This window comes from Pseudomonas sp. GW823-FHT03E05, assembly GCF_058796855.1.
Genome location: NZ_JBXAJB010000007.1, coordinates 37580 through 60076, shown reverse-complemented (window position 1 = coordinate 60076; position 22497 = coordinate 37580). Strand labels below are relative to the sequence as shown.

The window sequence follows — 22497 nt, the reverse complement described above, 5'->3', positions numbered from 1 at the left end:
GAAGGCGTTTTCGAAGGCGCTGCAAGGCTTGCGGGCCTCTTCGCCGGCAAGCCGGCTCCTACGGGGATATGGGGTTGCTGTAGGAGCTGGCTTGCCAGCGAAGGCGTTTTCGAGGGCGCTGCAAGGCTTGCGGGCCTCTTCGCCGGCAAGCCGGCTCCTACGGGGAGGGTGTGGCTCAGGTGGCGGGGGTGGCGAGGAACACCGGCAATTGTTCGGCGTACTCGGCAAAGCCGCGTACTGCCGGGAATTGCCCGGGGTTGAACTGGTCCGCCACCATCATCTGGCTGAAACTCCAGGCCACCGCCAGGCTGATGCCGGCCTGGCCCAGGGAGCCATCCCGGGGCAGCGGCTGTTTCTGCAACTCCTGCTCCAGCTCGCCATAGGCGGCTTGCAACTGGCCGCCAACCCGCTCCAGCCAGGGGCCGTGCTGTTTCTCCGCGGGGCGCAGGTTGCGCTCGTAAACGATCTGTACCGACTTCTCGCAGGCCGCCAGGGCCAGGCCGACCAGCCGCAGCTCACGCAGGCGCTGGGGCAGGGCGGTGGGCATCAGGCTGCGTTGCGGGCCGGCCAGGGTTTCCAGGTAGTCGATGATCAGGCTCGAATCCATCAGCACTTCACCGCCCTCGCAGACCAGGGTTGGGGCCTTGACCACGGGGTTGATCGCCTTGAACTGCTCGAAGGTGCTGAACACCGAAAGCGAGTGATGCTCGAAGGGCAGGCCCAGGCTCTTGAGGCTGATGGCGACGCGGCGCACGTAGGGTGAATCGAGCATTCCAATAAGCTTCATCACGTATTTCCTTGTCTTGAACGGCACAACGGATGGGAAAGGCGCGGCCAATTTAGCGGTATTGAAGCGGCCTTGCACAGTGCAAACCTGTAGCCGCTGCCGCAGGCTGCGAACGGCTTCGAAGAAGACGCGGGGATCTTGAAGGCGCTAGAGGTTCGGCTGGAGACCGTCAAGCAAGGCCCTGCGTACCGAACGCGGCCCGGCCTTTCGCAGCTTCGCTGGCTCAGCAGCGGCTACAGGGGTGCATGAAGGCGTTCCGAGCCGGCGCCTACCGCCGCCGTGGCCGCAGGCACCACCAGGCCAGCCCCAGGGCCAGGCTGAACAGGCCGGTCAGGGCCTGCAGCGAGCCCGCCGGGCTGTCCGCCAGCAGACTGGCCAGCAGCCCGCAGCCGGCGGTCATGGCCATCTGGATAAAGAAGAACAGCCCCGAGGCGGTGCCCGCCACCGCCGCATAGGGCTGCAGGATCGCCAGCTGGCAGGCGGGAATCGCCAGGCCCACCGAGAGCATCAGCGCCAGCATCGGCAGCACGATGGCCCACAGGCTGTCGGGCCACAGGCTGCGGGTGAGCAGCAACAGGCCGGCGCCGGCCAGGTTCAACAGGCAGGCCGCGGTGATCAGGCGGTCGGCACTGTGGCGTACCCCCAGGCGCTGGAACAGTCGCGACCCCATCAGGTAGCCGGCCACGGTGGCGGCGAACACCAGGGCGTAGGCCGTGGGCGACAGCCCCAGCTGGCGCTGCAACAGGGCCGGCGATTGCACAATGAACGGGAAGTAGGTGCAGTACAGGCAGCCGATGGCCAGGGAATAGCGCATGAAGTAGGCCTCGCCCAGCAGGCGCAGGTACAGGCGCGGCAGGCTTTTCACGGCCACTGGCGCGAGCTGCGGCGGGCGGGTTTCGGCCAGCCGCTTGAACATCAGCAGCCAGGCCGCAGCGGCCACCAGGCTCAGGCACAGGAACAGGCCACGCCAGCCCAGCAACTGGTCGATCAGGCTGCCCAGGGGCGGTGCCAGCATCGGCGACAGGGCAATGCCCATGGACAACAGCCCCAGCAGCCGCGGCTGCTCCTCGGGCGGGCAGCGGTCGCGGACCATGACCCGGCCCACCAGGGTGCCGCAGCAACCGCCCAGGGCCTGCAGCAGGCGGGCGCCCATCAGTACTTCGACACTGGCGGCCAGCATGCAGGCCAGGCTGGCCGCGAGAAACAGCGCTGTGCCCGCCAGCAGTACCGGGCGCCGGCCATAGCGGTCGCACAGCGGGCCACCCAGCAGCATCGACAGGGCATAGCCGAGCATGTACAGGCTCAGGGTCAGTTGCAGCTGGGCGTCGCTGGCCCCCAGTTGGTCGGCCATGGCCGGCAGCGCCGGCAGGTACAGGTCGATGCTGATCCGCGGCAGGCAGACCACCACCAGCAGCAACAGGGTCCAGAGCCAGGGGGCGAGGGGGCGTTCAACAGCGATGGAGCGGGTGGTGATGGGGCTGGCGGGCGGCATGGCAGGCTCGGGGCAGAGGGCGATGGCGCTGAAATTAAGGGGTTTGTGGTTTAATGCCGAGCACCATTTAGGCCGCTTTTGACTGGACCACTATGAGCCGTGGAAAACACCCCGTGCCCCTCGACCTGCCGCTGCCCCAGCACTGCGATGAAGCCCCGGGCAAACAGGACAGCGCCTACAGTGCCCTGCGCCAGGCGATCCTGGAAAAACGCCTGCCGGCCGGCTGCCGCTTGCCCTCGACCCGTACCCTGGCCCAGCGCTGGGGCCTGTCCCGGGGCACCCTGGAAGTGGTCTTCGACCGCTTGCGCAGCGAAGGTTATGTAAGCCGGGCCAGCGGTTCCGGGACCCGGGTCTGCGCGGTGGTGCCGGACCTGTACCTGAGCGCCCCGGCACGGGCGGCGGCACCCATCGTCAGCGAGAGCGAGACGCCGTACCCGCCGCTCAGCGTGCGGGCCGGCCAACCGTTTGTCGCCCGGCTGGCCGACCCGGCGCTGTTTCCCCTGCAACGCTGGACCCGCTCCCTGACCCGGGCCCTGGGCAATGCCTCGGCGCAGTCGCTGTGGGACGCCGACCCCGGCGGCCTGCCGGCCCTGCGCCAGCAGATCGCCCAGTACCTGGGGCAGCACCGGGGCATCGCCTGCGAGCCGCAGCAGGTGATGATCACCACCGGCATCCGCCATGGCCTCGACCTACTGGCCCGCAGCCTGCTGCAAGCGGGCGACAAGGTGTGCCTCGAAGACCCCGGCTACCTGTCGGCCCGGAGCCTGTTCGCCCTGGCCGGAGCGCGGCTGGTGCCGATTCCGGTGGAGGAGGACGGGATCGATGTACAGCAGCTGCAACACCATCAGGATGCCCGCATGGTCTATGTCACCCCGGCCCATCAGGCGCCCCTGGGCATGACCATGCCGGTGTCCCGGCGCCTGGCCCTGCTGGAGTGGGCCCGGCACAGCGAGGCCTGGGTGGTGGAGGACGACTACGACAGCGAATTCAACTACCAGAGCGCGCCCCTGGCGGCCCTCAAGTCCCTGGACCGGGACGACCGCGTCATCTACTGCGGCAGCTTCAACAAGACCCTGTTCGCCGGCCTGCGGGTGGGCTTCATGCTGCTGCCCGAGCGCCTGCGCCCGCGGTTGCTAGCCACCTTGCAGGACACCGGGCGCTCGGTGGGGGTGATCGAGCAACTGGCCCTGGCCGACTACATCGCCAGCGGCGCCTTCCTGCGCAATCTGCGGGCGGCGCGCCAGGCCTATCAGGAACGCCGCGACCTGCTGCTGGCGATCCTCGCCAGTGAAGCACCGGGCTGCTACAGCATCAGCGGCCAGCAGGCCGGGCTGCATCTGCTGCTGACGTTGCCGCCGGGCAGCGATGAGGCGCGCTTTCGCCAGCGCGCGGCCCAGCAGGGCCTGCTGTTGCAGGGCCTGGCCGAGCACTGCCAGCAGGTGCGCCGGCCGGCGGCGGTGATCGTCGGCTACGCGGCCCTGAGCCTGGCGCAGATCCGCTTCAGCGGCTCGCGGCTGGCGGCGCTGCTGGTGGCCGAGGCAGGGCCTGTAGAGGGCCGCTGACTGTCATCTGGCTGTCATGTGGCTCAGGCACCCTCGGCGCCCCGGCCTCCGGCCTTTGTGGATCACAGGGACGTCATGATCATTGTCACCGCCGGCGCGGCCTATCTGGATATCGACGCCTACGCCGGCTGCATTGCCTATGCCGAATGGCTCAACCTCAGCGGCCGCCCGGCCCGGGCCCTGAGCAGCGCGCCGCTCAACGAGAGCATCCCGGGCACTTTCCGCCAGCGTCTCAAGGGGCTGGACGCCCATGTTCCGCAAGGGACCGAGCAGTTCGTTCTGGTGGACATTTCCAACCACCTGCACCTGGACCCACTGGTGGACCTGGACCGGGTGGTGGAGGTCATCGACCATCACCCGGGTTTCGAGGCCTTCTGGAACGAGCGCCTGGGCCAGCACGCGGATATCCGCCAGATCGGTGCCGCCTGTACCCAGGTCTACCAGCGCTGGCGCGACTCCGGGTTGCTCCCCAGGATCAGCCGCGACAGCGCGCAACTGCTGGCGGCGGGCATTCTCGACAACACCCTGAACTTCACCGACCAGGGGTGCACCGCGGCGGACCGCCAGGCCTACGCCGACCTGGCCGCGCTGGCCGGCCTGGGCCCCGACTGGCCCGAAGACTATTTCAAGCAGTGCCAGCAGCAGATCGAAGCGCAACTGCCCGAGGCCCTGCTCAAGGACCTGAAAGTGTTCGAAGCGTCCAGCAACCTGCCGCGGCGTTTCGCCCAACTGACCCTGTGGCATGCCCAGGGCCTGCTGGTGCGCCAGCGCAGCCTGATCGAGCAGGTGCTGGGGCAGTGGGGCGATGACTGGCTGCTGAACCTGATCAGCCTCGGCGAAGGCACGAGCTACCTGCTGACCGGCAGCCCGGGCAGTGCCCGCAAGCTGGAACGGCTGCTAGAGTGCAGCACCCTGGACGGCGTGCATTGCCCGGGCCGGCCGATCCTGCGCAAGGAACTGCTGCGCAAGGGCCTGGCGCTCCAGGCAACATCCTGACGCCGGAGAGCCCCAATGGACCTTGAACAACGCTTGCAGCAGGTGCATGACGAGCAGAGCTTCCTCGACTTCGTCCAGGCGCTGATTGCCGACCGCCGCCAGGCGCAGCGCATGGCCCAGGCCGGCGAGGCCGACAGTTGGCAGAACCATTGCATCGAGGATTTTCTCGACGGCGCCCACGCCTGGGCCGAGGCCACCGGCATCGGTGCCACCCAGGGGCTGGTGGAGGCTTCGCCCTGGCAGCGCTTCGCGGTGTTCCTGTACTGCGGCAAGATCTACGAATAGCGCCGCGCCAGCCGAAGGGCTAGTCGTCGAAGCCGCCCTGTTCGTGAATCTCGTCCATCTTCAGTTCCAGGCGGTAGGCCACGGCAATGAACAGCGCCTGGCACAGGCACAGGGTGGCGCTCAGTGAGCGGAAGGCGAAGGAGCTGCCCTCGTTGACCAGCAGCACGCTGTTGGCGCGCTTGGCCAGGGGCGACAGGGTGCTGTCGGTGATGATCAGGGTCTTGGCCTGGTTGTGCTGGGCAATGCGCAGGCAGTGCTGGGTTTCCTTGGCGTAGGGGGTGAAGCTGATGGCGATCACCAGGTCGTTGGGACGGATACTGCGCATCTGCTCGCGGTAGCTGCCCCCCAGGCCCGACACCAGGTGGATGCGCTTGTTGGTGTGCTGCAGGTTGTACACCAGGTAGTCGGCCACGGCGAAGGAGCGGCGCACCCCCACCACGTAGATGTTGTCGGTGTTGACCACCAGGTCCACGGCCTGCTCGAAGGCCGCGTCGTCCAGCTCCAGGCCCAGGCGCTCGATCCCCGACAGGGTGGCGCTGATGCAGTCGCGCGCCAGGTCGCCGTCGCTGGCCTTCTGCGACTTGTTGGCGATCAGGCTGCGGATGCGCTGCTGGTAGTTCTGCACCGGCGTGGCCTTGTGGGTGTAGGCCTGGCGGAACAGCGCCTGCATTTCACTGAAGCCGCTGAAGCCGAAACGCTGGGAAAAACGCACGATGGCCGAAGGGTGCACCTCGCACTCGCGGGCGATATCGCTGATCCGGTCGACCATGATCCGGTCGCTCTGCTGGCTCATGTAGCTGGCGATGCGCTTGAGCTGGCGCGGCAGGCTCTCGTACTCCTCGGTGATCAACTGCAGCAGCCGCTCGGCATTGGCCGGAGGGCTGGCAAGGTCGCTCTCGGGCGTGCGATCGGACAGGGCCGGCTGATCGGTGCGGGACATAACGGATCCTTCTGAGGGTACTGATGGGAGCGACCGCGGGCGTCGCCCCCTGACAATAAATGGGCTGCGGGCAGTCTACAGGGTCGGCGCCGGGAAAATCTTGAGGGGCCGGGCCCCGGGCGCCTTGCTGAAACGATGCACGGCGCAGCCTTGGGCATTGCAGAAAAGTTTAATGGAAAAAATATTCCACGTAAAAAATTTATAGAATAAATATTGATTGGTGCCGGGAGACGTTCTAGTCTGCATCCACCAAGTAGGCCTGCCGGGGCAGTGCGCGACGGCAGGCAGCGGCTGATAAAAATAACAGGAGCCAGCATGGGCCAGACTCGTTTTGCCAGTGGGCGTCAATTGGATCTGATCTGCCTCGGACGCCTGGGCGTCGACCTCTACGCGCAGCAAGTGGGGGCCCGGCTGGAGGACGTCGCAAGCTTTGCCAAATACCTCGGCGGCTCGTCGGCGAACATTGCCTTTGGCACTGCGCGGCTGGGCCTCAAGTCGGCGATGCTGAGCCGGGTCGGTGATGACCACATGGGTCGCTTCCTGCTGGAGTCGCTGGTGCGCGAAGGCTGTGACGTCAGCGCCGTCAAGGTCGACCCGCAGCGCCTCACCGCCCTGGTCCTGCTGGGCCTCAAGGACCGTGAAACCTTCCCCCTGGTGTTCTACCGCGAGAACTGCGCGGACATGGCGCTGTGCGCCGCCGACATCGACGAAGCCTTCATTGCCTCCAGCAAGGCCCTGCTGATCACCGGCACCCATTTCTCCACCGACGGCGTCTACCGGGCCAGCCTCCAGGCCCTGGACTACGCGCAAAAGCACGGGGTCAAGCGGGTCCTGGACATCGACTACCGGCCGGTGCTCTGGGGCCTGGCGGGCAAGGCCGACGGCCAGACCCGGTTCGTGGCCGACCCGCAGGTCAGCCAGCATGTGCAGGGCATCCTGCCGCGCTTCGACCTGATCGTCGGCACCGAAGAGGAGTTCCTGATTGCCGGTGGCAGCGACGACCTGCTGACGGCCCTGCGCACCGTGCGTTCACTGAGTGCCGCGACCCTGGTGGTCAAGCTTGGCCCGCAGGGCTGCACGGTGATCCACGGCGAGATTCCGGAGCGCCTGGAAGACGGGGCGATCTACCCCGGTGTGCGGGTGGAGGTGCTCAACGTGCTGGGCGCCGGCGATGCCTTCATGTCCGGCTTCCTCAGTGGCTGGCTGGAAGAGGCCAGCGATGAGCGCTGCTGCCAGTTGGCCAACGCCTGCGGAGGCCTGGTGGTGTCGCGCCACGCCTGCGCCCCGGCGATGCCGACCCGGGCCGAACTGGACTACCTGTTCAGCAGCCCGGTGCCCATCACCCGTCCCGACCAGGACCCGGTGCTGCAACGCCTGCATCAGGTCAGCGTGCCGCGCAAGGCCTGGAAGCCCCTGTTCGTCTTTGCCTTCGACCACCGTGGGCAACTGGTGGAGCTGGCCCAACAAGCCGGTCGCGAGCTCAAGGCCATCGGTCAACTCAAGCAACTCTTCATAGACGCGGTGCAGCGGGTCGAAGCCGACCTGCGGCGCCAGGGCATCGAGGCCGATGTCGGCCTGCTGGCCGACCAGCGTTTCGGCCAGGAGGCGCTGAACGCCGCCACCGGGCGCGGCTGGTGGGTGGCGCGGCCGGTGGAAGTGCAGGGCTCGCGGCCCCTGGCGTTCGAGCACGGGCGTTCGGTGGGCAGCAACCTGATCGCCTGGCCCCAGGAGCAGATCATCAAGTGCCTGGTGCAATTTCACCCGGACGACGAACCCCTGCTGCGCCTGGAGCAGGAAGCACAGATCCGGGGCCTGTACCAGGCGTCCCAAGTCAGCGGGCATGAACTGCTGCTGGAAATCATCCCGCCCAGGGACCTGCCCGGCGCTCATCCCGAGGTGCTCTACCGCAGCCTCAAGCGCCTGTACAACCTGGGCATCTACCCCGCGTGGTGGAAGATCGAAGCGCAGTCGGCCGAGGAATGGAAAAAGCTCGATGAGCTGATCCAGGAGCGCGACCCCTATTGCCGTGGCGTGGTGCTGCTGGGCCTGAATGCCTCGGCCGAAGCCCTCGCCGAGGGCTTCCGGCAAGCGGCCGACAGCCGCACCTGCCGGGGGTTTGCCGTGGGCCGCACGATTTTCCAGGAGCCCAGCCGAGCGTGGCTGGCGGGGGAGATCGACGACGACACCCTGATCCGGCAAGTGCAGGGCACCTTCGAGCAACTGATCAACGCCTGGCGCAGCGCCCGCCCTGTGTAGGAGCCGGCTTGCCGGCGAAGTGGGTCTTGAGTCTGGAGCCAGGCCCGCCGACGCCTTCGCTGGCAAGCCAGTTCCTACCAGTGCGAGGCCGTTCTCCACGCTTTCATGAATAACAACAAAAGGTGCAGCCATGCCCGCGATCCGAATTGGCATCAACCCGATCTCCTGGAGCAACGACGACCTGCCGGCCCTGGGCGGGGAAACGCCCTTGAGCACCGCCCTCAGCGAAGGGCGCGAGATCGGTTACCAAGGCTTCGAACTCAACGGCAAGTTCCCCAAGGATGCCAAGGGCGTGGGCGATGTGTTGCGCCCTTATGACCTGGCGCTGGTCTCGGGCTGGTACTCCAGCCGCCTGGCCCGGCGTTCGGTGGCCGAGGAAATCGACGCCATTGCCAGCCACGTCGAACTGCTCAAGCGCAACGGCGCCTCGGTGCTGGTCTACGGCGAAGTGGCCGACTCGATCCAGGGCTCACCGGTGCGGCTGATCGAGCGCCCGCGCTGGCACAGTGCACAGGCCTGGCAGGATTACGCCGACAAACTCACGGAGCTGGCGCGTTTCACCCTGTCCCAGGGCGTGCGCCTGGCCTATCACCACCACATGGGCGCCTACGTCGAGTCCCCGGCGGACATCGACACGCTGATGCGCCTGACCGGCGAGGAAGTCGGCCTGCTGTTCGATTCGGGCCATTGCTACATGGGCGGCGGCGAACCCCTGGAGGTGCTGCGCCGGCATATCGGGCGGGTGTGCCATGTGCACTTCAAGGACGTGCGCAAGCCGGTGGTGCAACTGGCGCGCAACAACCTGTGGAGCTTCCCGGACTGCATCGTCAACGGCACCTTCACCGTGCCCGGCGATGGCGACATTGACTTCGCTCCCTTGCTCGATGTGCTGCTGGACGCAGGCTACCAGGGCTGGCTGGTGGTGGAGGCCGAGCAGGACCCGGCGGTGGCGCCGAGCTACGTCTACGCAAAAAAAGGTTACGACACCCTGCGGGCCCTGCTGGACGCTGGCCTGCAACGCAGGAGGGCTGCCCAATGAGCCTGCTGGTTAAAAGCGCTGCAAAGGGCCGGACCATGGTCCAGCTGCAAGAGGGCGCCCTGGAGTACGTGGGGTTCAGTGCCTACCGCCTGGGCCTGGGGGAAAGCCTGCCGGTCAGCGCCGGCGACAAGGAGCTGTGCCTGGTGCTGCTCAGCGGTCGTATCGATGTGCAGGGCGAAGCGCCCCAGGGCGCCTTCCAGTGGCCCAACCTGGGTGACCGGCAATCGGTGTTCGAAGACAAATCCCCCTTTGCCGCCTACCTGCCGCCGGGCAGCCAGGCCCGGGTCACCGCCTTGAGCGATGTGCAGATCGCTGTGTGTGCCGCCCCGGGGGCAGTCGATAACGACCTCGGCCCTCGGCTGATCCGCCCGGAACAGTGCAGGCGCAGCGTGCGCGGCAAGGGCGCCAATACTCGCTACGTCTGCGACATCCTGCCCGACAGCGAGCCGGCCCATTCCCTGCTGGTGGTGGAGGTGCGCACGCCGTCCGGGCATTCCTCCAGCTACCCGCCGCACAAGCACGACACCGACGACCTGCCGCACCAGAGCTTTCTGGAAGAGACCTATTACCACCAGCTCAACCCGCCCCAGGGCTTTGTCTTCCAGCGGGTCTACACCGACGACCGCAGCCTGGACGAGGCCATGGCGGTGGAGCACCACGACCTGGTGGTGGTGCCCAGGGGGTACCACCCGGTCAGCGTGCCCTATGGCTACGAGTCCTATTACCTGAACGTGATGGCCGGGCCGAAGCGGGTCTGGCAGTTCCATAACGACCCCCGGCACAGCTGGCTGCTGGATCTGTGAACGACGCACCTTTGCCGATTTTCGGGGAGCTGGAACATGACTCAGCCTTTGCGTTTTGCCTTGAACCGAATGGTCGCACCGCACCTGCCTCTGGCGGATTTTCTTGACCTGGCACTGGCCTTGAAGATCGATGGGGTGGAGCTGCGCAATGACCTCAAGGGTGTGGAGATCGAGGATGGCACGCCCCCCGAGCAGGTCCGCGAGCTGTGTGAGCAGCGTGGCATCCGGCTGCTGTCGATCAATGCCCTGTACCCCTTCGACCTGTGGGATGAACAGCGCCGCCAGCAGTTGCTGCGCCTGGCCGGTTATGCCCGCGCCTGCGGTGCCGAGGGCCTGGTGCTGTGCCCGCTGAACGACCCCGGCGACCGGCGCAGCGCGGGCCAGCGGGCCCAGGGGCTGGCGGCCGCCCTGACCCGGATCGCGGAGGTTCTTCGCCAGCATGGCCTGCGCGGTTTTGTCGAACCCCTGGGGTTTGCCGAGTGCGCCCTGCGTGACAAGCGCAGCGCCGTGGAAGCGATCCGCGCCGTTGGCGCGTTGGATGTGCTGAGCCTGGTGCACGACACCTTCCACCACACACTGGCCGGCGAACCACAGCTGTTCGCCGAGCTCACCGGGCTGGTGCACCTCTCCGGTGTCGAGGGCCCGCCACTGCCTCTGGCAGCGCTGCGGGACGGTCATCGGGTGCTGGTGGGCGCGGCGGACCGGCTGGGCAACACGACGCAGATCGCCGCGTTGCTGGCGGGTGGTTACCGCGGCTACCTGTCCTTCGAGCCCTTTGCCGCGAGCGTTCACGATCGACCGGACCTGCAGCAGGCTCTGGAGCGCAGTATCCGGCACCTGCGCCAGGCCCTGGCCTGACCCCCCTTGTAGGCGCCGGCAAGCCGGCTTCTGCACAAAGAACAGTGAGAGTGCTGTATGGCCATTGAAGGAACACAGATGAGCACGATTCGACTGACCATGGCCCAGGCCCTGGTGAAATTCCTCGATAACCAGTACGTCGAGGTGGACGGGCAGCAGAGCCGGTTCGTTGCCGGGGTCTTTACGATCTTCGGCCACGGCAATGTGCTGGGCATCGGCCAGGCGCTGCAGCAGGCCCCGGGCCAATTGCGGGTGCACCAGGGCCGCAACGAGCAGGGCATGGCCCATGCCGCCATCGGGTTTGCCAAGCAGCACCTGCGGCGCAAGGTCTATGCCTGCACCGCTTCGGTGGGCCCCGGCGCGGCCAATATGCTGACCGCCGCGGCCACCGCCACGGCCAACCGCATTCCCTTGCTGCTGTTGCCCGGCGACGTGTTCGCCAGCCGCCAGCCGGACCCGGTGCTGCAACAGATCGAGCAGTTCCATGACCTGGGCATCAGCACCAACGATGCCTTCAAGGCGGTGAGCAAATACTGGGACCGGATCAACCGCCCGGAGCAGTTGATGAGCGCGGCGCTGCAGGCGATGCGGGTGCTGGCCGACCCGGCCCAGACCGGCGCGGTGACCCTGGCGCTGCCCCAGGATGTGCAGGCCGAGGCCTACGATTACCCGCTGAGCTTCTTCGCCCGACGGGTGCATCGCATCGACCGGCGACCACCCACCGAAGCGATGCTGGCGGACGCCGTGGCGCTGCTGCGGGGCAAGCGCAAGCCGTTGCTGATCTGCGGTGGCGGGGTCAAGTACGCCGCGGCCAACCAGGCCCTGCAGGCCTTTGCCGAGCGCTTCGCGATACCGGTGGCCGAGACTCAGGCCGGCAAGAGCGCGCTGCTGTCCAGCCATCCATTGAACGTGGGCGGCATCGGTGAAACCGGCTGCCTGGCGGCCAACCTGCTGGCCCGGGAGGCCGACCTGATCATTGGCGTCGGTACCCGCTACAGCGATTTCACCACCTCGTCCAAGTGGCTGTTCCAGCACCCCCAGGTGCAGTTTCTCAACCTCAATATCAACCCCGGTGATGCCGTGAAGCTCGATGGCGTGCAACTGCTGGCCGATGCCCGGGCCGGCTTGCAGGCACTGGGCGAGGCCCTGGCCGGCAGCGCCTACCGCGCCGGCTGGGGCACTCGGGTGGCCGAGGCCAGGGCGCAGCTGGATGCCGAGCTGGAGCGGGTCCACGGCGTGCATTATCAGGGCGAGGATTTTGTGCCAGAGGTCAACGACGCGCTGGACCCGGCGGTGCTGCGCGAGTTCATCGAGCTGACCGGCTCCTGCCTGACCCAGAGCCAGGTGCTGGGGGTGCTCAACCAGACCCTGGCCGACGATGCGGTGATTGTCGCCGCTGCCGGCAGTTTGCCCGGGGACCTGCAACGCAGCTGGCGCAGCAAGGGGCTCAACACCTACCACGTGGAATATGGCTATTCGTGCATGGGTTATGAAATTGCCGCGGCCCTGGGGGTCAAGCTCGCTGCCCCCGAGCGCGAGGTCTATGCCCTGGTGGGCGACGGCTCCTACCTGATGCTGCATTCGGAGCTGCTGACCTCGATCCAGGAGCAACGCAAGATCAACGTGGTGCTGCTGGACAACATGGCCTTCGGCTGCATCAACAACCTGCAACTGGGCCAGGGCCTGGACAGCTTCGCCACCGAGTTCCGCTACCGCAACCCAGACAGCGACCAGCTCGACGGCGGCCTGATCCCGGTGGACTACGCCATGAGCGCCGCGGCCTACGGCTGCAAGACCTACAAGGTGAGGAACCTGGAGCAGCTCCACGCCGCCCTGGCGGACGCCCGGCTGCAGCGGGTCTCGACCCTGATCGATATCAAGGTGCTGCCCAAGACCATGCTCCACGGCTACCTGTCCTGGTGGCATGTGGCGGTGGCCGAGGTCAGCGGCAGTGAGAGGGTGGCCGCCGCGGCCGCCGCCATCGATCAGCAGTTGGCCAAGGCGCGCCAGTACTGAAACTCCCCAACCGAACAACCACAGGAGTACACCCATGTCTTTGCAGCTAGGCGTTATCGGCACTGGTGCCATAGGTCAGGATCACATTCGGCGTTGCAGCCAGACCCTGCAAGGCTGCCGGGTGGTGGCGGTAACCGACATCGACCCGCAGCAGGCGGCCCGGGTGCTGGCCGGGCTCACGCTTGAGGCCGAGGTCTACCCCGACGGCCATGCCCTGATCCAGGCGCCGGAGGTCCAGGCGCTGCTGGTGACGTCCTGGGGCCCGAGCCACGAAGAGTTCGTGCTGGCGGCCATCGCCGCCGGCAAGCCGGTGTTCTGCGAAAAGCCCCTGGCGGTGACCGCCGCCGGCTGCCGGCGCATCGTCGAGGCCGAGATTGCCCACGGCCGGCGCCTGGTGCAGGTGGGGTTCATGCGCCCCTACGACGCCGGCTACCAGGCGCTCAAGGCGGTGCTGGACAGCGGGCGCATCGGTGAGCCGCTGATGCTGCACTGCGCCCACCGCAACCCGCGGGTGGGGGAGAACTACAAGACCGACATGGCCATCACCGACACCCTGATCCACGAACTGGATGTGCTGCGCTGGCTGCTGGCGGACGACTATGTGTCGGTGCAGGTGCTGTTCCCGCGCAAGACCGGCAAGGCCCACGCCCAACTGCGCGACCCGCAGATCGTGCTGCTGGAAACCGCCCGGGGCACGCGGATCGACGTGGAGATCTTCGTCAACTGCCAGTACGGCTACGACATCCAGTGCGAAGTGGTGGGCGAGAGCGGCATCGCCCGCCTGCCGGAGCCGCCCCAGGTCCAGCTGCGCAGCGCGGCCAGCCTGTCCAGCGCGATCCTGATGGACTGGAAGGAGCGCTTCATCGCCGCCTATGACGTCGAGCTGCAGGCCTTTGTCGATGGCGTGCGCGCTGGCCGGGTGGGTGGGCCCTCGGCCTGGGACGGCCTGGCCGCGGCGGTGGCGGCCGACGCCTGCATCGAGGCCCAGCAGAGCGGGGCGATCGTCCCCATCAGCCTGCCCCAGCGCCCGGCGCTCTACGCCTGAACCCCGGGATTTCTGTAGGCGCTGGCTTGCCAGCGAAGGTGTTTTCCAGGGCGCTGCAAGGCGTGCGGGCCCCTTCGCCGGCAAGCCGTCTCCTGCGGAAAGCGAGGGATCTGGCTGCTGGAAATGCAATTGCAGTAAAATTCTAAAATGAGTTGATATAGAAATTATTTTCCAATAAAGTCGTTTCCAGGTAGCCGACCCTACAAGGTTCCCATGGCCTTCAAGCCCCGCTTGAGCCCTGGAGAACCCACCAACAAGAACAAACAGGTGCCGTCGATGAAAACCTTCCGCTCTGCTCTGCAATGGCTGTCCCGTACCCGGGGCGCCGCCTCCCGCAATCTGCCCTTCACTCCCTGGTCCTCTCGTTTATTGACCCTGCTCAGCGGCCTGTGTGTCGAACACCAGGGCGCGCTGTTGGGCTGCATGCCCGGGGCCCCGGTTCTGTATTCGCCGGCCTGAGCACGGCCACCCACCAACAAGCATGTGGAGAACGACTCTTAATGAACATTCAGAACCGAGTGGCGTGTCTTGCCCTGTCGCTGATGCTGTTCAGTGGCGCGGCGCTGGCCCAGGTGCGCATCGGCGTGAGCATGTCGCAGTTCGACGACACCTGGCTGACCTACCTGCGCGAGTCCATGGACCAGAAGGCCAGGTCCATGCCCGAAGGCGTGCAGTTGCAGTTCGAGGACGCCCGCAGTGACGTGGTCAAGCAGCTGAGCCAGGTGGAAAGCTTCATCAGCCAGAAGGTCGACGCCATCGTGGTCAACCCGGTGGATACTGCCGCCACTCGCAAGATCACCGAGGCGGCGGTCAAGGCCGGGATTCCCCTGGTCTACGTCAACCGTCGCCCGGACGACCTGAACCTGCCCAAGGGCGTGGTCACCGTGGCCTCCGACGACCTGGAGGCAGGCAAGATGCAGATGCAGTACCTGGCCGAGAAAATGGGCGGCAAGGGCAGCATCGTGATCCTTCTCGGCGACCTGGCGAACAACTCCACCACCAATCGCACCAAGGGGGTCAAGGAGGTGCTGGCCCGGTACCCCGGGATCAAGGTCGACCAGGAACAGACCGGCGTCTGGCTGCGGGACAAGGGCATGACCCTGGTCAACGACTGGCTGACCCAGGGCCGCGAGTTCAATGCGGTGGTGGCCAACAACGACGAGATGGCCATCGGTGCGGCCATGGCCCTGAACCAGGCCGGGGTGGCCAAGGGCAGCGTGCTGATCGCCGGGGTCGACGGCACCCCCGACGGGCTGCGCGCGGTGCAGCGCGGCGAGCTGGCGGTGTCGGTGTTCCAGGACGCCAAGGGCCAGGCCGACGGCTCGGTGGAAACCGCGGTGAAGATGGCCAACAAGCAGCCGGTGGACGCCGCGGTGTGGATTCCCTACCGCCTGATCACCCCGGAAACGGTCGCCCAGTTCAAGTAGGCGCCGGCCCTTCAATCACACGCGGGCCGGGCGGCGCTGGCTGCCCGGCCGCTGGAGTAGCTGATCATGAACGCTTGTGCTACTGCTTCGAGCCTGCACTCCCTGAGCCCGGCCGTGGCGCCCCAGGAGCCCTACCTGCTGGAAGTGCTGAATGTCAGCAAGGGCTTTCCCGGGGTGGTGGCCCTGGCCAACGTGCAACTGCGGGTACGCCCCGGCACGGTCCTGGCGCTGATGGGCGAAAACGGTGCCGGCAAGTCGACCCTGATGAAGATCATCGCGGGCATCTATCAGCCCGACTCCGGCGAACTGCGCCTCAAGGGCCGGCCGGTGACCTTCGCCACGCCGCTGGCGGCGCTGCAGGCGGGGATCGCCATGATCCACCAGGAACTCAACCTGATGCCGCACATGAGCATCGCCGAGAACATCTGGATCGGCCGCGAGCAACAGAACCGCCTGGGCCTGATCGACCACCGGGAAATGCACCGTTGCACCGCCGCCTTGCTGGCGCGCCTGCGCATCGAACTGGACCCCGAGGAGCAGGTGGGCAACCTGAGCATCGCCGAGCGCCAGATGGTGGAGATCGCCAAGGCGGTGTCCTACGACTCCGACGTGCTGATCATGGACGAACCGACCTCGGCCATCACCGACAAGGAGGTGGCGCACCTGTTCTCGATCATTGCCGACCTCAAGGCCCAGGGTAAGGGCATCGTCTATATCACCCACAAGATGAACGAAGTGTTCGCCATCGCCGATGAGGTGGCGGTGTTTCGCGATGGCGCCTACATCGGCCTGCAACGGGCCGACAGCCTGGACGGTGACAGCCTGATCTCGATGATGGTGGGGCGCGAGCTGAGCCAGTTGTTTCCCCAGCGCGAGAAGCCTATCGGCGAGCTGCTGCTCAAGGTCCGCGACTTGCGACTGGACGGCGTGTTCAAGGGCGTGTCCTTCGACCTGCATGCCGGGGAGATCCTCGGCATTGCCGGGCTGATGGGCTCGGGGCGGACCAATGTCGCCGAAACCCTGTTCGGCATCACCCCAAGCGATGGCGGCGAGATTGTCCTCGACGGCCAGCCCCTGCGCATCGGCGACCCCCACCGGGCGATCGAGAAGGGCCTTGCCCTGCTGACCGAGGATCGCAAGCTCAGTGGCCTGTTCCCCTGCCTGTCGGTCCTGGAAAACATGGAAGTGGCGGTACTGCCGCACTACGCCGGCGGCGGTTTTGTCCAGCAGAAGGCCTTGCGCGCCTTGTGCGAGGACATGTGCAGGAAACTGCGGGTCAAGACCCCGTCCCTGGAGCAATGCATCGATACCCTGTCCGGGGGCAATCAGCAGAAGGCCCTGCTGGCGCGCTGGCTGATGACCCAGCCGCGGATCCTGATTCTCGACGAGCCGACCCGGGGCATTGACGTGGGGGCCAAGGCCGAGATCTACCGCCTGATCGCCAGTCTGGCCGGTGAGGGCATGGCGGTGATCATGATTTCCTCGGAACTGCCCGAGGTGCTGGGCATGAGCGACCGGGTCATGGTCATGCACGAAGGGCAGCTGATGGGCACCCTGGACCGCAACGAGGCGACCCAGGAACGGGTCATGCAACTGGCTTCGGGCCTGAACTAGACGACATTCAACCCAAGGGTGGTGGCTGGCAATGAACGCGATAATCGACAACAAACCCGCGGCGGTGGCAGTCAAGCCCCGGCGACGACTGCCCACCGAGCTGAGCATCTTCCTGGTGCTGATCGGTATCGGCCTGGTGTTCGAGCTGTTTGGCTGGATCGTCCGCGACCAGAGTTTCCTGCTCAATTCCCAGCGCCTGGTGCTGATGATTCTCCAGGTCTCGGTGATCGGCCTGCTGGCCATCGGCGTGACCCAGGTGATCATCACCACCGGCATCGACCTGTCTTCCGGTTCGGTGCTGGCCCTGTCGGCGATGATTGCCGCAAGCCTGGCCCAGACCTCGGACTTCACCCGGGCGGTGTTTCCCTCGCTGACCGACCTGCCGGTGTGGATCCCGGTGCTCGCCGGGCTCGGGGTCGGCCTCCTGGCGGGGGCGATCAACGGCAGTGTGATTGCCCTGACCGGCATTCCTCCCTTTATTGCCACCCTGGGAATGATGGTCTCGGCCCGGGGGCTGGCGCGTTACTACACCCAGGGCCAGCCGGTGAGCATGCTCTCCGATTCCTACACCGCCATCGGCCACGGGGCGATGCCGGTGGTGATCTTCCTGGTGGTGGCGCTGATCTTTCATATCGCCCTGCGCTACACCAAGTACGGCAAGTACACCTATGCCATCGGCGGCAACATGCAGGCGGCGCGGACTTCGGGGATCAACGTCAAGCGCCACCTGGTGATTGTCTACAGCATTGCCGGGCTGCTGGCGGGGCTGGCCGGGGTGGTGGCCTCGGCGCGGGCCGCCACCGGGCAGGCGGGGATGGGCATGTCCTACGAGCTGGACGCGATTGCCGCGGCAGTGATCGGCGGCACCAGCCTGGCCGGCGGGGTGGGGCGCATCACCGGCACCGTGATCGGCGCGCTGATCCTCGGGGTCATGGCCAGTGGCTTCACCTTTGTCGGGGTCGATGCCTACATCCAGGACATCATCAAGGGCCTGATCATCGTGGTGGCGGTGGTCATCGACCAGTACCGCAACAAGCGCAAGCTCAAGCGCTGAGCAGGGGAGAGGCGCCGGCTGGTGCAGCAGCCGGCGTGCCAGCGAATACGCTCCCGAGCCCTGGCCCGCTCCAAAGGCCTCTTCGCCGGCCGGCCGGTGCCCCTGGAAATCGTTGAAAACGGCCAGAATCCGCCGTCCGGCACTGCCGTTTGTCTTCTAACAGACCCATGGCTATGGAATTTTTTGTTATAAACGCACTCCAATAAACGCCACCAAAGCCCGCATTTGCGGGCTTTGTGCGGTTTGTCGGACAGATTCGCTGTCATTTCAGTTGCTGCGCCCTCAAACCGGCCTTAGACTGCCGCCCCTCGTAAATTGAGTGCCGGGTGGCGCTTGGAAGGTATGGCGCCTTTCTGATGACCTGACGGGTCAACCGGAAACAGTTTGAATTCGCCTTAATGCACGTATTTTTTATAGAGAAATCAATGACCAAGGAAAAGTTGCTGGCCATGCCGGCGGATGACTACATGAATGCCGAGCAGCACGCTTTTTTCAGCGACCTGTTGCAAGCCATGAAGGTGGAAACCCACGAGCGCATCGAACAGAACCGGATCGCCATTGAAAGCCTGGACACCCCGGCTGACCCGGCCGACGCCGCTTCCGTCGAAGAAGAGCGCACCTGGTTGGTCAACGCCATTGATCGCGACCAGCGCATGCTGCCGCAACTGGAACAGGCCCTGGGCCGGATCAGCGACGACAGCTTCGGCTGGTGCGACGACAGCGGTGAGCCGATCGGCCTCAAGCGCCTGCTGATCAGCCCCACCACCAAGTACTGCATCGAGGCCCAAGAGCGCCACGAGCAGATCGACAAGCATCAGCGTCAAGCCTGATCGCCAGCCCCCGCCACAGCGGGGGCTCTGTTTTTTCGGGCAGTGCCCGCCCGCACATTCTCTTGATCTGCTGCAAACCCGCGACTAAGGGACCATGGATAATGGCCCTCTAGTGGCGTCTAATGCCGCAAACAATTAGAACGATGTGGGGTGACACAGATGTCAAGAGATGGATCTCTAGCGGCGCCGGTCGCACAGCCGCTGGCAACACCCGAAACCGCCGCCCGCTGGTGGGCGCCGTCCTTGCAGAGCGCGGCGCTGATGGCGCTGTTCGCCGGCCAGGCCCTGGGCGGCTGGTCGCTGTACCTGTGCCTGCCCGTGGCGGTACTGGTGATCTGGCTGCCGCGGTTGCGCGGGCGCGGGCGGCCCCTGGTGGCGAACGCGACGGCTGACGATCAGTTGTCGGCGCTGACCCGCGACCTGTCCTACAGCACCACCCATAACGCACTGTCCGCGGCGGGCGTGGCCTACTCGGTGACCCAGCTGGCAGGCAAGCTGCAATCCCAGCTCGACGCCGCCGCGCGCATCGTCGGCAACGCCGAAGTGATGATCAAGACCGAGCAGGTCACCTCCCAACTCAGCCAGCAGGCCCTGGGCGCCGCCAGCGAGGCCCACGCCAGCAGCGCCGAAGGGCGCACGGTGCTGGGGGAATCCATCAGCCGCATGCACCTGCTCAGCCAGCGCGCCAATGGCAGCCGTGAGCTGATCGAGGCCCTGAGCCAGCGCAGCGAGGAGATCCAGCGGGTGACCCTGGTGATCCAGTCCATCGCCAGCCAGACCAACCTGCTGGCGCTGAATGCGGCCATCGAGGCAGCCCGGGCCGGGGAACACGGGCGCGGTTTCGCGGTGGTGGCCGATGAGGTGCGCGGGCTGGCCGGGCGCACCGCCGCGGCCACCGACGAGGTCGGGGTGATGGTGGCGGATATCCAGCAGCGCACCAGCGACGTGGTGGAGCAGATCCGCCAGCTGGCCGACGACCTCAACCTGGGGGTCGAGCAGGTGGAGCACACCGGTCGTCACCTGGACAACATCGCGCGCCTGGCGGCCGGGGTGGAAGGGCAGGTCAGCGAGATCGCCCGGGGCGCCGAGACCAACCGCGAGCAACTGGACAGCCTGTTTCATGCCGTGGAGCAGATGCGCAGCGACCTGGCGGTCAGCGACCAGCAGACCCGCAGCCTGGCGCAGGCCGCGGTGCAGATGGAAGGGCAGGCGGAAACCATCAGCGAACGCCTGGCGGCGGTGGGCCTGGATGACTATCACCAGCGCATCTACGACCTGGCCCGCGAAGGCGCGCGGCGCATTGCCGAGCAGTTCGAGGCCGACCTGGAGCAGAACCGCATCAGCCTCGACGATCTGTTCGATCGTCACTACCAGTTGATCGCCAACACCGACCCGGCCAAATACCAGACCCGCTTCGACCGCTACACCGATCAGGTGCTGCCGCCGATCCAGGAATCCCTGCTGCCGCGCCACGATGGCCTGGTGTTCGCCATCGCCTGTACCCAGGAAGGCTACGTGCCGACCCACAACAAGGTTTTTTCCCAGCCGCTGACCGGCGACCCCGAGGTGGACAACCTGCATAACCGCAGCAAGCGCAAGTTCGCCGACCGCACGGGGATCCGCTGTGGCAGCCACCAGCAACCGCTGCTTCTGCAGACCTATACCCGGGATACCGGCGAGCTGATGCATGACCTTTCGGTGCCGATCATGGTCCGCGGCCGGCACTGGGGCGGGCTGCGCCTGGGTTACAAACCCGAGCAGGCGCCAGGCTCGGGCAAGGGCTGAGGCCTCCATTGTTACGCCATCGGTAATGCTGCAATGCAGGAACAGGCTGTTCCAGGGGCCGGCAAGTTAGTTAGTATGCCAACATCGTTAGGCAGCTAACTAATTTTCTGGAGGTAGCTCCATGCACAGCAAAGTCGATGTAGCGGTGATGATTGGCAGCGGCGTGCCAGCCAGCCTGCGGGCCGAGGGCCGTCGTGCGTGCTGGGTGGTTCTGGTCAATGGCGAACAGCGCGGCACGGCCTTTGCCAGCCGCGCCGAGGCCGAGGAGTGCCGGCTGGCCTGGCAGCAGCAGCTGCAGGTGCTGCTGCCCGGCGGCCGGCACCTGCGGCATTCGGCTTAACCGGCCTGGTGCAGGCGCAGATTGAGCTCGTCCACCACGGGCGCCCAGTCGGCGTCTTCGCGCAGTTGCTGTTTGAGAAAGGCCGCTTGCTGGGGCGTCCAGAAGGGGGCGTCGATCATTTTCAGGTCTTCGTCCAGGGGCGAGTGCCGGGCGATGAAACCATCGATGGCGGCGGGGCTGGAATCCAGGCCCAACTGGTCGAACAGCCCTTCGAGGTTATGGGTGGGCGCTTCCATGGTGATCTCCTTGGGTGACGGGCAGCACCGGCGCTGCCTCAGTGCATCTGAGGCATGGCAGGCGCGCAAGTTCGATCCAAGGGTTCAGGCCAGGGTGCCGCTCTCGGCCTGGAACAACGCCGTCTGGGCCATGGACAGGGCAGTGCTGTAGGCCATGACCTGGGCCCGGGCGGACGACAGGGCCATGGCCCGGCCGGTGTCGGAGCCGGAACTGGCGCCCTTGACCGTGGCCAGGCGGGCCTTGGCCCGTTGCAGTTTCTGTTGCAGCAGCTCGATCTGCTTTTTCAGTTGGCGGATGCGTTTCTTCTTCGCCAGCAACAGCGCCTCTTCCGGGGTTTGCGCGCTGGAGCGGCTCAGGACCAGGGTCTCGCCGTCGTCCGAGGCTTCCAGTACCGCAGTGCTTGGATCCGGCTTGAGAAAGTCGGCCAGGCGAGATGGGGGTTTCAAGTCGATCATCATGATGCTCTTAAACGGATCTCGCCTTTGTATCGGTCGCGCTGTCGGATCCTTGACTGGCGCTGTCTGTCAGGCGTTCAGGGCGCCCTGGTCGATGGCCTGCTTGAGGGCCTTGGCCGACGCTCTGGCAGCCGCGGCAGCGTCTTCCGAGGTCTTGAACCAGCGATCGCGTTCCACCTGGTGGAAGGTGACCTGGGTCAGTGGGGGTTTGGCGCGCATGGCAATCACGGCCTGGAACTCGCCTTCGACTTCTCTGCACTCGCCACGAATGAAAAACTCGCCAATATCTAGTTCGGTCACTTCTAGCCTTCCCTTGGAGATGAGTGAGTGCTTGAACGCCCCCCAAGAGGGGGGCATTCAATCAATGGCGGAGTATGGCAGTTGTTGGGTGATGGCGGGCTGAGTTATATCATTTGGATTCTAGGTGGCGATTATTCTGATGATCTAATCTGAAACTTCCTGCTTCTGTTGCTGGGTAATATTACCGGCTGCGCGTCAACTCCGGCTTTTGCTGAAGTGGGTGCGCGCGAAGCCGGTGTGCGCTTTAAATAGTCGAAATGCACAAAGTTGCTCTAGAATTGCCTCTGCAACCCGAAGTGGCTGCCGACCGGGGGAATCGTGACCCGGGTGCATCCGGCCAGCAGGCCTGTTCCAGCACCCACCCCCGACGACGCGC

22 protein-coding genes are annotated in these 22497 nt (G+C 66.0%); 16 read left to right on the top strand and 6 right to left on the bottom strand.

Going from position 1 to position 22497, the window contains the following annotated elements; genetic code table 11:
- Positions 1–175 precede the first annotated feature (175 nt).
- Positions 176–787, bottom strand: a complete 612-nt coding sequence (locus AC1RCO_RS25560) for a glutathione S-transferase (protein WP_011060876.1) — start codon at positions 785–787, stop codon at positions 176–178.
- Between the two features lie 268 nt (positions 788–1055).
- Positions 1056–2279, bottom strand: a complete 1224-nt coding sequence (locus AC1RCO_RS25555; RefSeq protein WP_065363825.1) for a multidrug effflux MFS transporter — start codon at positions 2277–2279, stop codon at positions 1056–1058.
- Positions 2280–2371: 92 nt separating this feature from the next.
- Here AC1RCO_RS25555 and pdxR point away from each other — a divergent pair, with 92 nt between their 5' ends.
- From pdxR to AC1RCO_RS25540, 3 genes are all read left to right on the top strand, one after another.
- Entirely contained in the window at positions 2372–3841 is a 1470-nt protein-coding gene (pdxR, locus tag AC1RCO_RS25550; RefSeq protein WP_077933954.1) for a MocR-like pyridoxine biosynthesis transcription factor PdxR, read from the top strand.
- 75 nt (positions 3842–3916) lie between these two features.
- Entirely contained in the window at positions 3917–4837 is a 921-nt protein-coding gene (locus AC1RCO_RS25545) for a DHH family phosphoesterase (RefSeq protein WP_053157951.1), read from the top strand.
- Positions 4838–4852: 15 nt separating this feature from the next.
- Positions 4853–5122 carry a DUF7660 family protein gene (locus AC1RCO_RS25540; protein WP_011060880.1) on the top strand — a complete coding sequence of 90 codons (270 nt, stop codon included), beginning with the start codon at positions 4853–4855 and terminating at the stop codon, positions 5120–5122.
- Between the two features lie 19 nt (positions 5123–5141).
- Here AC1RCO_RS25540 and AC1RCO_RS25535 read toward each other — a convergent pair whose 3' ends face one another.
- Positions 5142–6062 carry a MurR/RpiR family transcriptional regulator gene (locus tag AC1RCO_RS25535; protein WP_011060881.1) on the bottom strand — a complete coding sequence of 307 codons (921 nt, stop codon included), beginning with the start codon at positions 6060–6062 and terminating at the stop codon, positions 5142–5144.
- Positions 6063–6377: 315 nt separating this feature from the next.
- Between AC1RCO_RS25535 and AC1RCO_RS25530 the strand changes: the two genes are divergently transcribed.
- The 13 genes from AC1RCO_RS25530 (at position 6378) to AC1RCO_RS25470 (ending at position 21129) form a co-directional block, all read left to right on the top strand.
- The gene (locus tag AC1RCO_RS25530) at positions 6378–8318 is read left to right on the top strand and encodes a bifunctional 5-dehydro-2-deoxygluconokinase/5-dehydro-2-deoxyphosphogluconate aldolase (protein WP_220224236.1); all 1941 of its coding nucleotides are present in this window, start codon (positions 6378–6380) and stop codon (positions 8316–8318) included.
- A gap of 130 nt (positions 8319–8448) precedes the next feature.
- Complete coding sequence (gene iolE, locus AC1RCO_RS25525; protein WP_220224237.1) at positions 8449–9357, top strand: myo-inosose-2 dehydratase; 909 nt, start codon at positions 8449–8451, stop codon at positions 9355–9357.
- The gene (iolB, locus tag AC1RCO_RS25520) at positions 9354–10160 is read left to right on the top strand and encodes a 5-deoxy-glucuronate isomerase (protein ID WP_123473240.1); all 807 of its coding nucleotides are present in this window, start codon (positions 9354–9356) and stop codon (positions 10158–10160) included. Before iolE ends, iolB begins: the two co-directional genes overlap by 4 nt.
- Positions 10161–10196: 36 nt before the next feature.
- Positions 10197–11018 (top strand): TIM barrel protein, encoded by an 822-nt coding sequence (locus AC1RCO_RS25515; RefSeq protein WP_492618152.1) that lies wholly within the window; start codon positions 10197–10199, stop codon positions 11016–11018.
- 78 nt (positions 11019–11096) lie between these two features.
- Positions 11097–13034, top strand: a complete 1938-nt coding sequence (iolD, locus tag AC1RCO_RS25510; protein ID WP_492618151.1) for a 3D-(3,5/4)-trihydroxycyclohexane-1,2-dione acylhydrolase (decyclizing) — start codon at positions 11097–11099, stop codon at positions 13032–13034.
- A gap of 34 nt (positions 13035–13068) precedes the next feature.
- The gene (iolG, locus tag AC1RCO_RS25505; RefSeq protein ID WP_053157967.1) at positions 13069–14079 is read left to right on the top strand and encodes a bifunctional inositol 2-dehydrogenase/D-chiro-inositol 1-dehydrogenase; all 1011 of its coding nucleotides are present in this window, start codon (positions 13069–13071) and stop codon (positions 14077–14079) included.
- Positions 14080–14292: 213 nt separating this feature from the next.
- Entirely contained in the window at positions 14293–14538 is a 246-nt protein-coding gene (locus tag AC1RCO_RS25500) for a hypothetical protein (protein WP_065363832.1), read from the top strand.
- Positions 14539–14579: 41 nt separating this feature from the next.
- Complete coding sequence (locus AC1RCO_RS25495; RefSeq protein ID WP_011060889.1) at positions 14580–15506, top strand: sugar ABC transporter substrate-binding protein; 927 nt, start codon at positions 14580–14582, stop codon at positions 15504–15506.
- Positions 15507–15572: 66 nt separating this feature from the next.
- Positions 15573–17120: a sugar ABC transporter ATP-binding protein gene (locus tag AC1RCO_RS25490; protein ID WP_072452259.1), complete on the top strand. Its 1548-nt coding sequence runs from the start codon at positions 15573–15575 to the stop codon at positions 17118–17120.
- Positions 17121–17151: 31 nt separating this feature from the next.
- Entirely contained in the window at positions 17152–18174 is a 1023-nt protein-coding gene (locus AC1RCO_RS25485; protein ID WP_011060891.1) for an ABC transporter permease, read from the top strand.
- 425 nt (positions 18175–18599) lie between these two features.
- Positions 18600–19004, top strand: a complete 405-nt coding sequence (locus AC1RCO_RS25480; RefSeq protein ID WP_011060892.1) for a TraR/DksA family transcriptional regulator — start codon at positions 18600–18602, stop codon at positions 19002–19004.
- 159 nt (positions 19005–19163) lie between these two features.
- Entirely contained in the window at positions 19164–20789 is a 1626-nt protein-coding gene (locus tag AC1RCO_RS25475) for a methyl-accepting chemotaxis protein (RefSeq protein ID WP_077933960.1), read from the top strand.
- 121 nt (positions 20790–20910) lie between these two features.
- The gene (locus tag AC1RCO_RS25470) at positions 20911–21129 is read left to right on the top strand and encodes a hypothetical protein (RefSeq protein WP_015635320.1); all 219 of its coding nucleotides are present in this window, start codon (positions 20911–20913) and stop codon (positions 21127–21129) included.
- Here the strand turns inward: AC1RCO_RS25470 and AC1RCO_RS25465 are convergent.
- The 3 genes from AC1RCO_RS25465 to AC1RCO_RS25455 all read right to left on the bottom strand — a co-directional run bounded on the left by AC1RCO_RS25465 (position 21126) and on the right by AC1RCO_RS25455 (position 22121).
- Positions 21126–21365, bottom strand: coding sequence for a DUF2789 domain-containing protein (locus AC1RCO_RS25465; RefSeq protein ID WP_011060895.1), 240 nt, complete (start codon positions 21363–21365; stop codon positions 21126–21128). The genes AC1RCO_RS25470 and AC1RCO_RS25465 overlap by 4 nt on opposite strands.
- Before the next feature lie 84 nt (positions 21366–21449).
- Complete coding sequence (locus tag AC1RCO_RS25460; protein WP_169891827.1) at positions 21450–21812, bottom strand: HlyD family secretion protein; 363 nt, start codon at positions 21810–21812, stop codon at positions 21450–21452.
- A 78-nt stretch (positions 21813–21890) separates the two neighbouring features.
- Positions 21891–22121, bottom strand: coding sequence for a hypothetical protein (locus AC1RCO_RS25455; protein ID WP_026020108.1), 231 nt, complete (start codon positions 22119–22121; stop codon positions 21891–21893).
- Positions 22122–22497 lie beyond the last annotated feature (376 nt).

Excerpts from the sequence above, each read along its gene's own strand:
- AC1RCO_RS25560 (WP_011060876.1), bottom strand. The coding sequence starts at position 787 with ATGAAGCTTATTGGAATGCTCGATTCACCCTACGTGCGCCGCGTCGCC.
- AC1RCO_RS25555 (WP_065363825.1), bottom strand. The coding sequence starts at position 2,279 with ATGCCGCCCGCCAGCCCCATCACCACCCGCTCCATCGCTGTTGAACGC.
- pdxR (WP_077933954.1), top strand. The coding sequence starts at position 2,372 with ATGAGCCGTGGAAAACACCCCGTGCCCCTCGACCTGCCGCTGCCCCAG.
- AC1RCO_RS25545 (WP_053157951.1), top strand. The coding sequence starts at position 3,917 with ATGATCATTGTCACCGCCGGCGCGGCCTATCTGGATATCGACGCCTAC.
- AC1RCO_RS25540 (WP_011060880.1), top strand. The coding sequence starts at position 4,853 with ATGGACCTTGAACAACGCTTGCAGCAGGTGCATGACGAGCAGAGCTTC.
- AC1RCO_RS25535 (WP_011060881.1), bottom strand. The coding sequence starts at position 6,062 with ATGTCCCGCACCGATCAGCCGGCCCTGTCCGATCGCACGCCCGAGAGC.
- AC1RCO_RS25530 (WP_220224236.1), top strand. The coding sequence starts at position 6,378 with ATGGGCCAGACTCGTTTTGCCAGTGGGCGTCAATTGGATCTGATCTGC.
- iolE (WP_220224237.1), top strand. The coding sequence starts at position 8,449 with ATGCCCGCGATCCGAATTGGCATCAACCCGATCTCCTGGAGCAACGAC.
- iolB (WP_123473240.1), top strand. The coding sequence starts at position 9,354 with ATGAGCCTGCTGGTTAAAAGCGCTGCAAAGGGCCGGACCATGGTCCAG.
- AC1RCO_RS25515 (WP_492618152.1), top strand. The coding sequence starts at position 10,197 with ATGACTCAGCCTTTGCGTTTTGCCTTGAACCGAATGGTCGCACCGCAC.
- iolD (WP_492618151.1), top strand. The coding sequence starts at position 11,097 with ATGAGCACGATTCGACTGACCATGGCCCAGGCCCTGGTGAAATTCCTC.
- iolG (WP_053157967.1), top strand. The coding sequence starts at position 13,069 with ATGTCTTTGCAGCTAGGCGTTATCGGCACTGGTGCCATAGGTCAGGAT.
- AC1RCO_RS25500 (WP_065363832.1), top strand. The coding sequence starts at position 14,293 with ATGGCCTTCAAGCCCCGCTTGAGCCCTGGAGAACCCACCAACAAGAAC.
- AC1RCO_RS25495 (WP_011060889.1), top strand. The coding sequence starts at position 14,580 with ATGAACATTCAGAACCGAGTGGCGTGTCTTGCCCTGTCGCTGATGCTG.
- AC1RCO_RS25490 (WP_072452259.1), top strand. The coding sequence starts at position 15,573 with ATGAACGCTTGTGCTACTGCTTCGAGCCTGCACTCCCTGAGCCCGGCC.
- AC1RCO_RS25485 (WP_011060891.1), top strand. The coding sequence starts at position 17,152 with ATGAACGCGATAATCGACAACAAACCCGCGGCGGTGGCAGTCAAGCCC.
- AC1RCO_RS25480 (WP_011060892.1), top strand. The coding sequence starts at position 18,600 with ATGACCAAGGAAAAGTTGCTGGCCATGCCGGCGGATGACTACATGAAT.
- AC1RCO_RS25475 (WP_077933960.1), top strand. The coding sequence starts at position 19,164 with ATGTCAAGAGATGGATCTCTAGCGGCGCCGGTCGCACAGCCGCTGGCA.
- AC1RCO_RS25470 (WP_015635320.1), top strand. The coding sequence starts at position 20,911 with ATGCACAGCAAAGTCGATGTAGCGGTGATGATTGGCAGCGGCGTGCCA.
- AC1RCO_RS25465 (WP_011060895.1), bottom strand. The coding sequence starts at position 21,365 with ATGGAAGCGCCCACCCATAACCTCGAAGGGCTGTTCGACCAGTTGGGC.